This window comes from Embleya sp. NBC_00888 (genome assembly GCF_045207655.1).
In the GTDB taxonomy this organism is placed as follows: domain Bacteria; phylum Actinomycetota; class Actinomycetes; order Streptomycetales; family Streptomycetaceae; genus Embleya.
In genome coordinates, this window is sequence record NZ_CP108785.1 from 4,217,106 (window position 1) to 4,231,594 (window position 14,489).

Consider the following 14,489-nt stretch of genomic DNA (forward strand, 5'->3'; position numbering starts at 1 on the left):
AGTCGGTGTTGTTGTGGGACGACGATGACGCCGACGGTCGCGCCCCACAGGGCCGCTCAGGGCAGGGCGGGTGCGAGGGCCCGGGTGGCGAGCGGGGTCAACCCGGTCGTTGCGCCCGCCGGTGGTTCCGTGTCGGTGAGGGAGTCGAAGGCCAGGCCGCTGGAGGCCTCGGCCCGGCCGGGGCCGCGGCGGTGGCGAGCCGGAGGGCGCGCCCGAGAGTCGGCCGCGATCGCCGACGGCATCGGTCTCCGTCGGCGCGGGGTGGTGTGTGGCACCCCGCGCCGGGTTGGGGTGGGGAGGTCATCCGTCGAGGAAGCGGAGGAGTTCCGTGGTGACGAACCGTGGGTTCTCCTCGACGAGCCAGTGGCCCGCGTTCGGTACGTCCACCGCTTGCACGATGTTGGTGATGCGTGGGGCCGCGGTGGCTCGGATCGGGTCGAGCTGACCCTGGGCGGTCATGAGCAGGGTCGGGACGTGTACCGGTGTGGCGACCGTGGTGTCGCGAACGTCCTTGTCGAGGGCGCGGTAGAGCTCGAAGCCGCCCGACAGGACCTCGGGCCGGCGGTAGGTCCGCGCGTACTCGTCGATCTCGGCGTCGGTGAATGGGGAGCGATCCGAGGTGCCGCCGAACGCCGTTCCGCCGAAGGAGACTTGGGGGTAGAACAGCGCCAGGTATGCGCGGACGTCGTCGCCGACCACGGTTTCGGGGACCCGGCGTTGGGAGTGGAAGGCGATGTGCCAGCTCAATGAGCGGTATGTGGGCCCGTCGACCGCGGGGCCGGGGAGTGGGAGGTCGAGGTAGCCGAGGCGCGAGGTGTCGGCGGGGAATTGGGCGGCGTACTGGAATGCCACCGCGGCACCGAAGTCGTGTCCGACGACCCGGGCGTCGCGTACGCCGAGCCGATCCGTGATGAGCGTGTGGACGTAGCGCGCCAGGGTGGCTTTGTCGTAGCCGGTCGGGGAGCCGGTGCTGTCGCCCAGCCCGGGAAGGTCGACCGCGTAGACGGTGTGGTGCTCGGCGAGTGCCGGCATGACCGGCCACCAGCCGAACCAGGTCTGTGGCCAGCCGTGTATCAGCACCACCGGCGGGCCACTTCCGCCGGTCACGTAGTGCATCCGGACGTTGTCGACGTCGGCGAACTTGTGTTGGAACCTGCTCGTGAACTTCGGGTCGTTTCGGGTGGCGGCGGCGTAGGAGGGGATGTCGTCGTCGGCCTGCGTGCTGCAGGCGGCGGCGCCGATCGTCAGGAGGAAGGCAAGGACGACGGTCGCGATCGTCCGCGCCGGTCGCAGGGCGTGCTGCGCTGGTGAGCGTGGTGCGGGAATCATGTGTTCCTGTCCTGGTGAGGGCGGTGCAGTCGGTGTCCGGTCGCGTTGATCGGTCCGCGGCGGAGGCCCGGCCGGCCGGTGTGGGAGCCGGTAGGGTCGGGAACATCGCCTGGCAATCGGTGACTTCGCCCCGACCAATGCCGAGCGCTCGACGAACGTCCGCGTCGCCGAGGGCGGATCGACACCTGCGGAGGACTTCCCGCAGGGTCGATCAACGGGGTCGGGATGCTGGTGGTGCTCACTGAGGTTCCTTGCGTCGGGACACGCTCAGTCTTGCCAGGAGCATCTGATACGGCACGAGAACTTGCGGTTCTGGCAAGGCGATCTCGTGGGAGGCCAACCGGAGGACGCGCTCGACGCCGTCCTGAGCGCGGGCGTCGGCAGCTATCTACTCGACTCCTGGAACCGCCGTTGCCGGAGGTGTTCTCCCGTTCCTGTACCACGGCGGCGACGTACGGACGCTCCCGCCGGGGCAGCGCTTCGACGGGAGTGGGAGGGGACGGGGGCTCAGGCCGTGTGCCAGAGGCGGCGGGGTTTGTGGTGCATTCGGCCGGGGACGCCTGGGCGTTGTTGCCAGGGGTGTGGGCCGGTGGGGGGGTCGGTAAGCGAAGCTCATCGCTTCCAGGCGGCCGTAGTGCGCTTCGCGCATGCGCCGGTCGAAGTCGGCGAAGTCGCGCTCGTCCGGGTGCGGCAGCGTGGACCACGCCGCCTCCGCGAAGGCGGCGAGGCGGGGGAACACCTGATAGTCCACGCGGGCGCGGTTCTCGGTGACCTCGCTCCACAGGTTGGCCTGGGCGCCGATCACGTGCGCCGCGTGGGGAGTGCCGCTCACCGTGGCGGTACGGGTTCGAACCGGTAGACGTTCTCCAGCGTGTGCACCCATCCGAAGGGAACGGGCTCACCCGCGTCCGCCGATTGCACGTGGTCGAGGTAGACCTCCTGCTGAGGACACATCACGACGTCATGGCCGGCCTCGGCGGCGGCAACGCCTCCGGTGTACCAGCGCCGGCACATGACCGCCGCGCCGGGGGCCAGTACGTGGGGGCTGATGCCCCAATCGGTCTTCACCGCCGGCGCGCCGGTGTCCACCACGTCGGTGTTGCCCAGTTCCGGGTACGCCGCCACGGCCGCCTGCGAATGCCCGGGCAGGTCGATCTCGGGGACGATCCGAACATGCCGCTCGGTCGCGTAGGTGACGATCTCCCGCAGGTCGTCCTGGGTGTGGAAGCCCCCGTGTGGACGCTCGTCCCAGAGCGCGGGCTCTCCCCATCCCGGCCGAGTGCGGGGCCGCCACGCGCCCACCTCGGTGAGCCGTGGACAGCGCTTGATTTCGACGCGCCACCCCTGATCGTCGGTGAGGTGCAGGTGCGGCACGTTCAGTTTGTGCGCGGCGAGCGCGTCCACGTAGCGCAGCACGCCGTGTGCGACACCGAACCGAGCCGGGCAAGAAGCGCGGTGCGTCGAGCAGGTCGTCGACGAGACGGTGCGCCGGCGCCCGGTTGTGCGCCGGACGTGCGAGGGCGTACGGGTGCATGGGTGCGCAGGAGCGCAGGTGTTGAGCTGCCCGAGCAGGCGCGCGGCGCGACAACGTTTCGCGGCCGATTCGTTCGTCCGGTTCAGTGGTGTTCGCGGTGGGTGAGGCAGTGCCGGAGCGCAGTCGTCGTTCGTCAGGCTCGTTGGGAGGCAGGCCGGTCGAACCATTCCTTGGCAGGGGTCTGGACGAGTTGTGTGATGATCACGATCCCGCCCGCGATCTGGATCAGGGCGGCGGGTTCGCCGTCGGCCACCGTTTTCAGGGCGAAGAGGATCATCGACGCGGCGCAGACGACCGCGGCCACGCGCACCCTGTCGGTGCCGCGCGCGAACCGGAGTGCGGGCAGCGGGCCCAAGAGCACCGGGAGCATGCCGGCGGTCAGCCGACCCGCGTGGAAGGCGTCGTTCTCGCCCTCGGCATCGACGGACGCGAGGACGAGGGTCACAACGGCCAAGGCGATGCCGGCCATCGCGTACAGCCACCACCTCGCGATCCGAACCTGGGGTGGCATGGCGGCTACAGGCTTGGGACGTATGTCGATCCACGTCGGGGGTTCGGTCATCGGCACACCCTATGCCGCGGCCCGATGGTCGTGTTGGTCGATTGTGGGTCGGTGCCGGGTACTTGCGTGGATCGCACGCGGTGAACGCCGAGCCGCATGGCACGCTGCCCGCGGGCCGACCGGGGACGGTGGTCGCAAGTGTGTGGTCAGAAGGGCGGGACGCCGGTGCCGGTGATGTGGGCGTGGTGGTCCAGGACTCGGTCGACGGTGAAACTCGCCGCGCGTTGGTCCACACGCAGGAGGCGGACGCGGGCCGAGGTGATCCGGTCGAGGTCGACGGCGGGGTCGTCGGTCCACACCCGTCCGTGCCAGGCACCGTCCTCGCCCAGGCGCAGGTGGGCCTCGACCGGGATGCTCGCGCCGTCGGCGGCGACGATGGCGGGGCCGTCGTAGTGGTCCTGGGCTCGTGAACTCCCGGTCACGATGCCTCGCGTCCGATGATCTGCGAGACGTGGTCCCCGCCGGCGGCGACGACGAAGGGGTGGCCGAGGGTGGTGGGTTCGGTTTCCAGGTGCAGGACGCCGTGGGTGCCGGCGTCCATGATCGGGCCTTCGTCGATGATCGCGCTCCAGGTGCGCGGGAGGGTATCGCCGTCGACCGGCCAGTCGAACAGGTCGAGCGTGACCTCGGCGTCGCCGCGGCCGGGGACTGTGACGTATCCGTGAGCCTGGTGGATCTCCATCCTTCGAGTCTGCGTCGGCCCGCCGAATACCGCCGGCGAACCGGGCGAGCTTCAGGGAAACCCAGTCGCAACCATACGGTTGTCATGTGACATCGAAGCTTGAGTATGGCTGTGTGTCGTCGGAATTCGAGTGTGCGGATCGCTCATCCGGCTCTGCGCCGTTTCGCCCGAGTCGGCACGGCCGGCGCGTGACGGGCGTCCCCGGGCCGCGAGATTCTCGAAGAAATGTGGCAGGGGATGTCGAGAAAGACCCGGCCGCTCCGTCCCAGGGTGGATGGGGCAACCCTGGCCCCCCACCACACCAAGGAGACGCGGCATGACGATCAAGCGGATGGACAACGTTCTCATCGTTGTCGAGGACCTCGACGCGGTCATTGCGTTCTTCGTCGAACTCGGCATGGAACCGGAGGGCAGGGCGCCACACGAGGGAAGTTGGGTGGACCGCATCATCGGGCTCGAGGGCGCCCGACAGGAGATCGCGATGTTGCGGACGCCGGACGGCCATGGCCGAGTGGAGTTGGCGATGTTCCACACGCCCAAGGCGATCGGCACCGAGCCGAAGGACCCGCCGGTGAACACGCTGGGCCTTCGTCGCATCATGTTCGCCGTCGACGACATCGAGGACGTCGTCGCCCGGCTGCGCACTCACGGTGCCGAACTCGTCGGCGAGGTGTCGCGGTTCGAGGACAGCTATCTGCTCTGCTACGTCCGCGGTCCCGAGGGCATCATCGTCGGACTGGCCGAGGAACTCGGCTGAAGGACGCCGGAGGGACCTTGCGCCCAAGGAACCATCGGGCCGGCCCGCGCCGGGCCCGGGTTCCGCGGGTGTGACTCGGCGGTGGGAATGATCCCGGGGTGGTGTCGGTTGTGCTGGAGGTCGGTGAGGGTGTGCCCCCGGGCCCAACCATTGCCTCCGTGGAATACCGCTCGGCTGGAGCCACGGTGTGCCTTCCGCCGTGAGGCGGCCACCCTCACCGACCTTCGACGTTTCGTGGCGCCGCTCCCGCATCGGGAGGGGCGCCTTGTCGATTTCGGGTACCGCTGCGGACGTGGCGAGGTCGAGGACGACCTCGTCGCCGCGGGGGCTTGCGCAGCCCCCGCGCGGCGACGGCCGGGTCGGTAGTGGTGGGTACTCGTCAGAGGCTGCGCGCGGTGATGTCGCCGTAGGCGGTGGTGGCGTGGATGTTGAGGCCGGCGCCGGCGCCGTCGGGGTTCTTGAGGGTGTTGTGGATGCGGCCGTGGGTGGTGCCGGCGTCCAGGGTGGCGGAGACTCCGCGGGCGGCGCCGACGGAGACCTCGCCGTACTCGGTGCGCAGCGTGAGCGTGCCGTGGACGGCCTCGGTGATGTGGATGTCGCCCTTGCGGGTGTCGATCTCGGCGGGGCCGCCGAGACGGCCGACCGAGACGTCGCCGGCCTGGAGGGTGAGGCGGGCGGTCGCGGTCTCGTCGAGTTTGACCGTGCCCTGGGCGCCCTCGAAGGCGACGTCGCCGAGGCGTCCGACGCCGCGGAGGTCGGCGGCGGCGGCCTTCGCGTCGATGCGGGAGTCGGTGGGCAGCCGGACCGTGACCTCGACGGATCCGGAGGCGCCGAGGATCCGGTTCTTCGCCGGTGCGGCCTCGATCCGCAGGACGCCGCCGTCGTATCCGACGGTGGTCTGCTCGGCCGCCTTCAGGTCGCGGGCCTTCGAGGCGTCCGCGGGCAGGATCTCGACCGTGGTGTCGGTCCGGTCGGCGGCGATGAAGTGGATGCGTCCCGCGGGGATGTCCAGGACGGCGGTGACGGGGGTGGGGGTGTCGAACTTCTGCATCGTGCTCTCCTTCCGGTGCAGCGTGCCCCTTGCGGCGCGCTGTTTCCGATGAGGGAAAAGCTACGTTGCGTTCATTGAATGGGCAATCGGATCGTTGCATGGGATTGGCATATTTGCAGGTCAAGGTCAGGATTTCGTTGCAATGGTTTTGTGGATAATGCAACGACCTCTGCTTTGCTCGTTGCAATAACTTGAGGCTGAACGCTAGCGTGAGGCCCCCACGGAGCATGAAGGAGACCGCGATGCCGGGAGGCAGGCTCACCCAGCAGGAACGTCGGCAGATCGCGTTGGGGCTGGCCGACGGCCTCGCCTATGCCGAGATCGCCAGGGGGCTGGACCGTCCGACCTCGACGATCACGCGCGAGGTGATGCGCAACGGCGGCCCCACCGCCTATCGCGCCGACGTGGCCCACCGCGCCACGGAACGGCGCGCCCGCCGGCGCGGGCAGGCCGCTCACCCGGGGTCGGAGGCGCCCCCGCAGGCGCACGGGCGCGATGCCGAGGCCGTGCGCGAGTACGAGGAGGTGTTCACCACCGTGCTCGTGCAATCGGGCCTGGCCAGGATGATGTCCCGGGTCCTGGTGTGTCTCTACACCACCGACGCGGGCAGCCTCACCGCGTCCGACCTCGCCCGGCGCCTCCAGGTCAGTCCGGCGTCCGTGTCCAAGGCGATCGCGTTCCTCGAGAGCCAGGGCCTCGTCCGCCGCGAACGCGACGAACGCCGGCGCGAGCGCTACTTCGTCGACGACGACGTCTGGTACCAGTCGATGATGGCCAGCGCCCGCTCCACCGCCCATCTCGGCGACGTCGCACGCCAGGGCGTCGACGTCCTCGGCGCCGGGACCCCGGCCGCCACCCGCCTCGAGAACATCGGCCGCTTCGTCGACTTCGTCTCCGAGAGCATCGCCCGCGCCGCGGAGCAGGCCCGCGAAGTCCTCCACACGAAACCCGAATCGACCCCGGACGGCACTGCCTGAGCCACGTTCCGATCGCGGAAGGACAGCGGTCTCGGCGGTCGCGACCGGCGGCGTCCGTTCAGGTCACCGGGCGGGAAGAGCCGTTGCGTCGAGGCGCTTGCGCTGGGACTCGGTCAGGCGGATGTCCGCCGCGGCGAGGTTCTCGTCGAGATGGGCGATCGAACTCGTTCCGGGGATCGGCAGAACGACGGGGGAGCGGGCGAGCAGCCAGGCGAGCAGGACCTGGGGCGTGGTGGCGTCGAGTTCGGCGGCGACGGCATCGAGCGCGGCTGCCGGCCCGGGCGTCGCCGCGGCGACGGGGCGCCAGGGGAGAAAAGCGATCCCGGCGGCTTCACAGGCGTCCAGAACGGGTTCGTACTCCCGATCGAGGAGGTTGAAGCGGTTCTGCACGCTTGCGATCTCGGTGGTCTGTCGGGCCTCGGCGAGTTGTGCGGCGCTGACCTCGGACAGGCCGATATGGCCGATCTTGCCCTCCCGGCGGAGTTCGTGGAGCGCGCCGACCTGCTCGGCCAAGGGAACGTCCGGATCGATCCGGTGTAGTTGGAGCAGGCCGACGCGTTCGATCCGGAGTCGGCGCAGGCCCTGCTCGACCTGCTCGCGCAGGCTCTCGGGCCGTGCGTCGTACGCCCACCCCTCGGGGCCGGTGCGGGTGACGCCGACCTTGGTGGTGATCAGCAGGTCGTCCGGATACGGATGGAGGGCCTCGGCGAGGAGTTCCTCGTTGGCTCCCCAGCCGTAGAGGTGGGCGGTGTCGATCAGGGTGACACCCGCCTCTACGGCATGTCGGGCCACCGCGATGGCGGCGTCGCGTTCGGGGCCGGGGTCGGTCGACAGGCGCATGGCGCCGAACCCGACTCGGGATACCCGGAATTCGCCTCCGACGGAGAAGGTGGCGGTTGCCGTGCCGGCCGTGCCGGGCGGATTGGAGGTCATTGGCCACAGCCTTCCCGATGGGGCACCGGGGGACAACCTCATTCGAGGGGCGTACGACAGTCATCGGAAGGTGAGACGCCGCCGGCTTCCGCGACGCACGGTGGGCACGGCGAAGAGACGTCGCCGCCCGTCGGCGTTCCCGTCGGTGGTCCGTTACCGCGGCAGCGGGCGGGCGTCGACGACGTTCTTCATGACGAGGGTGGAGGGGTTCCCGGTGGCGGAACGCCTGGCCGGCTGACGAGCCCATCTCCATCCCGCCCGCCGCCGTCCCCCTACGGCTACTGGCTGACCTTTGCCATCGACCGTACCCAGGACACGAGTTGGCTCCTGGTCATTCCGGACGAGGACCCCGGATCCGGGCCGGTGGCGCGCATTCGAGTCCCGACGCGTGTTCCTCTCGGACTCCACGGGAACTGGACACCGGCCGGACCGCCGGAGACGTGACGCACGAAGGCGCACGCTTGCCGCGGGTGGTGGGGTGGTGGGGTGGTGGGGTGGTGATGTCTCGGTCTGCATTGCCGCGTGGGGGTGTTCGTCGGCGGGAGTTCCGGCGCGTCGTGTCGGGGGCGGGGTGCTCGGAAAATGCGGGGACACCGCCCGGACGGCTCTGCCAGCCTGAAGAGACATCATCAAGGAGGTCTCGTGACCGACGACGAGCAGTCCCGCCTCGGCGAGTTCAGTGCTCGGCTGGAGAGCGGCGACATCGATGTCGTCCGCAGGACCCTGGACGATTACCAGTCGGCACAGGCGGATACCCGGTGGGGCGTGGACAACCCCTATTGGCCGCTGGCCAATGAGGTGCGCTTCGCCGCCCGAGACCTCCTGGGCCAACCTCCGTCGGGCAGTAGCCACGTGAGTGCTCTCACCGTGCTGTGGCATCTCGCCGAGGAGGAGGACGCGGACTCGATCGCCGACGCCCTCCACGGTGCCCCGGACGCCGCAGTGCGCGAGATGGCGCTTCTCGCGGCCGGCACCGCGCTCGAGGAGGGCGAGGAACCGAATCGGCGGCTGTTGGGGCTGATCACCGCCATGGTGCTGGACGAGGGCCTCGATGTAGGGGATCGCCAGGACGCCATGCGCGCCCTGGCCGATCTCGATCTCCCGGAGGTCGAGGAACTCATCGTCCGTCTCAGCGAGTCGGCCGAACTCGAACTCCAGGTGTACGCGGCGGGTTGCCTCGCGACACCGCTGCGCCTTCGTGTGCACCGCGACCGCGTCAGGCGGCTCGCGGAGTCCTGGCCGGAAGACGCGGGTTGGGAGGCGGAGCACATTCGGGAAGCCCTCGAGGGCTTCCACAGCACCTACTGGAAGGACACCGAGCCGAACGATCCGGTGCTCCGGAAGGCCCATGACGAGCTGAGGTTTCCACTTGGCGACGAGGGATGCCTGCAAGCGTTCGCCGACCTGCTCCGCAGCGAGGATCCGGTCGCCGTGGGCATCGCGCTCGACCATTACGAGTCCTCGGAGGGGCTGCGTCGGGTGCTGGAGGACGAGGAACGCGCCGAGGCATACCGGCCCGAGGTTCTGGCTCGGGCTCGGGAGGTGCTCCGGCGGCCGATGTCTCCCGCCGAGGTCAGCGCCCTGAACGTGATCGGGGCGCGCCACGCCGAGCCCGGCGACGCCGACCTCCTGCTGGACGTACTCACGCGTACGGACTCGGACACGGTGCGCGTCGAGGCCATCCGGATGGCCTACGGCGTGCTCGACGAAGCCGAGGTGAGGGACGACAGGCTCGTCACGGCCCTGGGCGACCTGATCCTCGATCGGTCCGTCGGCTTCTACATCACGAAGGAGACGGCGATTCGCGCTCTGGCCGACAGCCTCGGTGCGGACGCGGACCACCTTCTCGTCCGGGCGCTTCGCGAGGGTGAGCCGAAGGTGCAGGCCCACGCGTCCTATTACCTGGTCAAGACGGGTGGCCTGGATCGGCACCGCGCCATCATGGAGGAGGTCGCCGAGAGCTGGGAAGGCCGGCCGCCCCAACTCCCCTGGGGCGAGGACCCCATCGAGCTGATCTTCGGCAAGCCGCACAGCGTGCACTGGCGGGGACACCGGCTGACGGACCCGGGCCTGTATCGCGCCCACAAGAGGGTGCGGGCCCCGATGGTGGACGAGTCGTACCATCAGGCGCTTCGTACGCTGCTCGAAAGCGACGACCAGGCGGCCGTGGGTATCGCCCTCGACCACTGGTGGAGTCCCGACGGGGCCGTGCAGCGCGGCGGCGAGGAGGCACGTGAGCCGGCGAGGGCACTCGTGCTGGATCGCATCCGGGAGGTCCTGCGGCAGCCTCCCTCGACGGTCGAACTCAGCCGCACGTACGGGCCCGAGGCCATGAATCTCAGCGCCCTGGCGGCGCTGGACATCGTGGCAGCGGAGGAGCCCTCCCTGTTGGCCGAGGTCGTGGAGGCGACCGCGAGTGATCACGTTCGCGAGCGGGCTCTCGATGCGGTGGAAGCGTTGTTCGAGGGCGCGGAGGAGGCGGACCCGCGGCTCTGTGCGGCGCTGGGAAATGTCGCCTGCGCCGAAGAAGTGCCCTTGCGTCACCGTGTCAGGGCTCTGGAACTGCTGGACGAGTCTCCCGGGACCAACTCCGTGGACGCGCTCGTGCGGGCGACGCGCTGCCCCGAGGTGGAGGTTCAGGCCGCTGCGGCGTGGGGGTTGATGTGGGAGGCGGTCATCGAGGAGCATCGCGCCATGCTTCGGGAACTGAGCGCGAACTGGCCTGTGGAGGACGCGCCGTGGGAGGTTACGCGAGTGCGGGACATGCTCGACGCCGCCGAGGGCTGAGGCGGGTTGCGAGCGTGTAGGCGTCCATGGGGGACGGGGGCTGGGCGTGGGCTGGGCGTGGGCTGGGCGTGGGCGTGCGTGGAGCCGTCGTCCGACGACGTCGCCTCGGCGCGCTCGCGAGTGGTCGGCGACGGCGGCCACCACGGCAGGCCACCTCCTACCACGCCGCCGCGAGCGCGACCAAGCCACCGGCGTGGAAACACCAGGAGAACACCTCCGGACTCGCCCGTGGCGCTCCGATAACATGATCGATCTCACGACGATCACCCCAAGCGCTGTCCTTCACCAAAGAACCACGCAATCCGGCACGAAGGGTGATCTATTTACTGGAATCCAACAAAATTGGCCAAGTAATTGATATTCATAACATTGCGAAAGTTTTCGCGAATACGTCGCGAAAGCATGGTCGCCGTGCAGCGTCGGTCGCGGGCGATTCTGTGGGCCACGGTGAGTGTGGCGGCCCTCGGATTTCTCATAACCTTGGAGATCATCGCACGGCACTACGGCCCCGCGGGGCCGATCACCAATCAGGCCCGGGAGGTGATATTCGCTCCCGACTCGGGGCCGCTGCTGTACGCCGGCCTGGCATTGACGATGGTGGTGCTCACCTGGCGCGAGCGGTTTATCGCGGCCGGTGCGGCAATCGGTATCGACCTCACCTTCTGGTTGGTGCGGTGGGTGGTCGACGCCAGGATGAACTTCGGCAACGGCGCGCTGTGGGTGATTCTGGGCTGCGCGGTCATTGCCCTCACACGCCGTACCGGCCGGGAACGTGTCCTGCTGCTGAAGGGCGCGGGACTGGGACTGCTGTTGGTGGCGGGCCACAAGACCGGCGATACCTGGCTGCTCATCACGTCGACGACCCGCCCGACCGTGCTCGACGAGTACGTGGCAACCGCCGATCACGCACTGGGTGACCCGTCGTGGCTGGTAGGCCGGATGCTCGAGGCCACCGACCCGATCGGCTCCCATATTCTCGGCGGCGTCTATGGTCAGCTGCCGCTGGCAGCGGCCATCGTCGCGCTGTACCAACTGCGTCATGTGGCGGTCGAGCGCCGCTTCCCGGGGCACCACCTGGTGCGGACCTTTCTGGTCATCGGTTTGCTCGGGCCCGGCATCTACATGATCTTCCCGGTGGTCGGACCGGTCTTCGCCTACAGCGCCGAAGGCGGGCAGTGGGCGGTGGCCAACCTGTGGCCGGATACGCCGCCGTCGATCAATACCCCGCACCCGATACGGTTCGACGAGATCACCCCGCGCAACTGCATGCCCAGCCTGCACACGGCGTGGGCCACCACGATCTTCATTCATTCCCGCAAGGGATCGCGGTTCATCCGATTCGCCGGATCGTTCTGGTTGGTCGCCACGCTCGCGGCCACGTTGGGATTCGGCTACCACTACGGCGCGGACCTCGTGGCCGGTGTGGTGTTCGTGCTCACGATAGAGGGGGCGCTGCGCTCGCTCGACCATGGCTGGAACCGGTCCGGAATTCGGTTGGTCATCTACGGCGCGACGGTTTTCGCGGTGCTCTTGGTGTCATATCGCTATCTGCCGATGGAGATGGCCAGACATCCGTGGGTGTTCGGACCACTGCTCATTCTGGCGATGACCTCGGTCATCTACTGCTACGTGCGTACGACCAGGCTCTGGGAGCCGAAGGCTGCGCCGGCGGAGCAATTGGAACCGCAACTCATGCCGGCGTGATCGCCGCACGCCCGCAGTCGTCCGAACGGTCCGAACCCGTCCCACACCGCTCTTCCCGCCGGACGAGCCCGCCCACGTCACCGCCGGTCGTTGCGCGAGCCCGCCAGAGGTGCACCGTTCGAGCGGCAGGTATGGCCCCTCACCACAGGTATGGCCCCCAGGTAGGGGGCCATACCTGTTTGTCGTGTCCGGGAGCACGCCGTGGGCGGCGATGTGCGGACTGCCGCAGGTCCGCAGCAGAGCTTGCGGTGGCACGGGTGCCTACATCGGCGCGGGCGTGATCGTCACGCTGCTGTGTCACACGCTCGTCGCAACCCTTGTGCCGCCGCACCCCGGCAGTCGTACGGCGGTAGCGTCCCCGGGCATGACCCACCTGCCTCCTGCCGAGTACTACGCCACGCTGCCCCGTCACATCGGCGGCGCCGGAGCGATTCTGCACGACACCCACGGCCGCATCCTCCTGGTCGAACCCGCCTACGGCGACGGCCATTGGGAGATTCCCGGCGGCGCCATGGACGACGGCGAGTACCCCTGGGACACCGCCCGCCGCGAGATCACGGAGGAACTCGGACTCGACGTCACCCCCGGCCGACTCCTGGCCGTCGACTGGGTCCCGCCTCAAGCCGACGGCCGTCCCGCCCTCGCGAACCACCTTTTCGACGGCGGGCCCATCACCGAAGCCCACGCCCGCGCACACATCCGCCTCGCCGCCGGCGAACTCACCGCTTGGCGCCTCGCGACCCCCGCCGAGTGGAGCACCCTCATGGCCCCTCACATGGCCCGCCGCCTCGACGCCTGTGCCAACGCCCTCACCACCCACACCACCGCCTACCTCCACCACGGGTTCGCCCCCACCCCCGACCACCGCTGACCCGGACCGCACGCCCGCATCGGCAGCCCGCCACTCCCGGCGCGGCCCAAGTGGTGCCGATCGGCCCGCCGTCTCCCTGCTCGACACCCCCGGCACGGTTGACGGTCCATGTCGCGGGTGCGGGTGCGGGTCGGGGGCGGGCGTGGCGCGCGTGGGGATGCCACGACCACCCACGCTCGTCTCCGGCCTCGGGCGGCCCCGGAGACATCGGTGCCATCCGGTGGGAATGATCCCGGGGTGGTGTCGGTTGTGGTGGAGGTCGGTGAGGGTGTGCCCCCGGGCCCAACCATTGCCTCCGTGGAATACCGCTCGGCTGGAGCCACGGTGTGCCTTCCGCCGTGAGGCGGCCACCCTCACCGACCTTCGACGTTTCGTGGCGCCGTCCCGTTTGCCGGGGCGGCGCCGTTCGAATTCGGCCCCTCCTCCGCGCCTGGACGGCGAGGCCCATGCCGCCGGCCACGCGGCGGCACGCGTGATCGCAAACGCGACGTGGACTGTGACCGCGACGATCGCCGCTGGTGCTGGTGCTGGTGCTGGTGCTGGTGCGGCGGCGGGGGACGGCGGGTGGGGCTTGCGCGGCGTACACCCACGCCTGCCGACCGTCCCCGAACGGTGGGGTGTCACGTTTTTGGGCCGGGCGGTGTCTTCATGTCCGACAGGCCGCCATACGCGGCCGAGACAGGGAGGACGACACCATGGCATTGCGGATTCCGAAGGCGGAAATCGACGCCGAGATGCGGGAGAACCTGGTCAAGCAGTTCGGTGCGGTCCCCGAGCCCGTGGAAGTGGTGTGGCACAACGCCAAGGTCGCCGAGGCGAACCTGGAGTTCGGGGCCAAGGCGGCCACGTGGGACGCGGCCGACGAGAGCCTGAAGTCCTACGCGCACATGGCCGTTGCGGCGCAGGTGGGCTGCAGTTGGTGCCTGGACGTCAACTACTTCATGGCGCTGAACAAGGACCTGGACCCGGCGAAGGCGAGCCAGGTGCCGCGCTGGCGCGGGTCGCAGGTGTTCTCCCCGCTGGAGCGGGACGTGTTGGAGTACGCCGAGGCCATGACGAATACGCCGACGACCGTCACCGACGAGCTGTCCGCGCGTCTGCTCGACGAACTCGGCCCGGCGGCGCTGGTCGAACTCACCGTGATCATCGGCTTCGCCAACCTGTCGGCCAGGACCAACACCGCGCACGGGGTCACCTCGCAGGGCTACTCCGACGCCTGCGAGATCCCACTGGCCACGCGTTCGGAAGAGTCCGGCGCAACGTCGACGGCATGACCGGGGACGACATGACCGGAGACGGAGT

The 14,489-nt window shown here is 69.4% G+C and carries 13 protein-coding genes and 1 pseudogene; 7 read left to right on the plus strand and 7 right to left on the minus strand.

Annotated elements, in window-relative coordinates; genetic code table 11:
* Positions 1-300: 300 nt before the first annotated feature.
* The 5 genes and pseudogenes from OG948_RS52655 to OG948_RS52675 all read right to left on the minus strand — a co-directional run bounded on the left by OG948_RS52655 (position 301) and on the right by OG948_RS52675 (position 4,107).
* Positions 301-1,329 (minus strand): alpha/beta hydrolase, encoded by a 1,029-nt coding sequence (locus tag OG948_RS52655; RefSeq protein ID WP_331772195.1) that lies wholly within the window; start codon positions 1,327-1,329, stop codon positions 301-303.
* A 507-nt stretch (positions 1,330-1,836) separates the two neighbouring features.
* Positions 1,837-2,748, minus strand: a pseudogene (locus OG948_RS52660) (family 20 glycosylhydrolase); the annotation flags it as partial.
* 248 nt (positions 2,749-2,996) lie between these two features.
* Positions 2,997-3,425 (minus strand): hypothetical protein, encoded by a 429-nt coding sequence (locus OG948_RS52665; RefSeq protein ID WP_331772196.1) that lies wholly within the window; start codon positions 3,423-3,425, stop codon positions 2,997-2,999.
* 146 nt (positions 3,426-3,571) lie between these two features.
* Positions 3,572-3,847: a DUF4873 domain-containing protein gene (locus OG948_RS52670; RefSeq protein WP_331772197.1), complete on the minus strand. Its 276-nt coding sequence runs from the start codon at positions 3,845-3,847 to the stop codon at positions 3,572-3,574.
* The gene (locus OG948_RS52675; protein WP_331772198.1) at positions 3,844-4,107 is read right to left on the minus strand and encodes a hypothetical protein; all 264 of its coding nucleotides are present in this window, start codon (positions 4,105-4,107) and stop codon (positions 3,844-3,846) included. Before OG948_RS52675 ends, OG948_RS52670 begins: the two co-directional genes overlap by 4 nt.
* 316 nt (positions 4,108-4,423) lie before the next feature.
* On the opposite strand from OG948_RS52675, the gene OG948_RS52680 reads away from it, so the two are divergent.
* On the plus strand, positions 4,424-4,864 hold the full coding sequence (locus OG948_RS52680; RefSeq protein WP_331772199.1) for a VOC family protein: 441 nt from the start codon (positions 4,424-4,426) through the stop codon (positions 4,862-4,864).
* Positions 4,865-5,243: 379 nt separating this feature from the next.
* Here the strand turns inward: OG948_RS52680 and OG948_RS52685 are convergent, their stop codons facing one another.
* A complete protein-coding gene (locus OG948_RS52685) occupies positions 5,244-5,915 on the minus strand; it encodes a DUF4097 family beta strand repeat-containing protein (protein ID WP_331772200.1) in 672 nt (223 codons plus the stop codon).
* Between the two features lie 242 nt (positions 5,916-6,157).
* On the opposite strand from OG948_RS52685, the gene OG948_RS52690 reads away from it, so the two are divergent.
* Positions 6,158-6,892, plus strand: a complete 735-nt coding sequence (locus OG948_RS52690; RefSeq protein ID WP_331772201.1) for a helix-turn-helix domain-containing protein — start codon at positions 6,158-6,160, stop codon at positions 6,890-6,892.
* Between the two features lie 63 nt (positions 6,893-6,955).
* Here OG948_RS52690 and OG948_RS52695 read toward each other — a convergent pair whose 3' ends face one another.
* Complete coding sequence (locus tag OG948_RS52695) at positions 6,956-7,825, minus strand: aldo/keto reductase (protein WP_331772202.1); 870 nt, start codon at positions 7,823-7,825, stop codon at positions 6,956-6,958.
* 285 nt (positions 7,826-8,110) lie between these two features.
* Between OG948_RS52695 and OG948_RS52700 the strand changes: the two genes are divergently transcribed.
* The 5 genes from OG948_RS52700 (at position 8,111) to OG948_RS52720 (ending at position 14,461) form a co-directional block, all read left to right on the plus strand.
* Positions 8,111-8,269, plus strand: coding sequence for a carotenoid oxygenase family protein (locus tag OG948_RS52700; protein ID WP_406300913.1), 159 nt, complete (start codon positions 8,111-8,113; stop codon positions 8,267-8,269).
* Between the two features lie 198 nt (positions 8,270-8,467).
* Positions 8,468-10,612, plus strand: coding sequence for a hypothetical protein (locus tag OG948_RS52705; protein WP_331772203.1), 2,145 nt, complete (start codon positions 8,468-8,470; stop codon positions 10,610-10,612).
* A gap of 402 nt (positions 10,613-11,014) precedes the next feature.
* The gene (locus tag OG948_RS52710; protein WP_331772204.1) at positions 11,015-12,316 is read left to right on the plus strand and encodes a phosphatase PAP2 family protein; all 1,302 of its coding nucleotides are present in this window, start codon (positions 11,015-11,017) and stop codon (positions 12,314-12,316) included.
* 184 nt (positions 12,317-12,500) lie between these two features.
* On the plus strand, positions 12,501-13,187 hold the full coding sequence (locus OG948_RS52715; protein WP_331772205.1) for an NUDIX hydrolase: 687 nt from the start codon (positions 12,501-12,503) through the stop codon (positions 13,185-13,187).
* Between the two features lie 695 nt (positions 13,188-13,882).
* Complete coding sequence (locus tag OG948_RS52720) at positions 13,883-14,461, plus strand: carboxymuconolactone decarboxylase family protein (RefSeq protein WP_331772206.1); 579 nt, start codon at positions 13,883-13,885, stop codon at positions 14,459-14,461.
* Positions 14,462-14,489 lie beyond the last annotated feature (28 nt).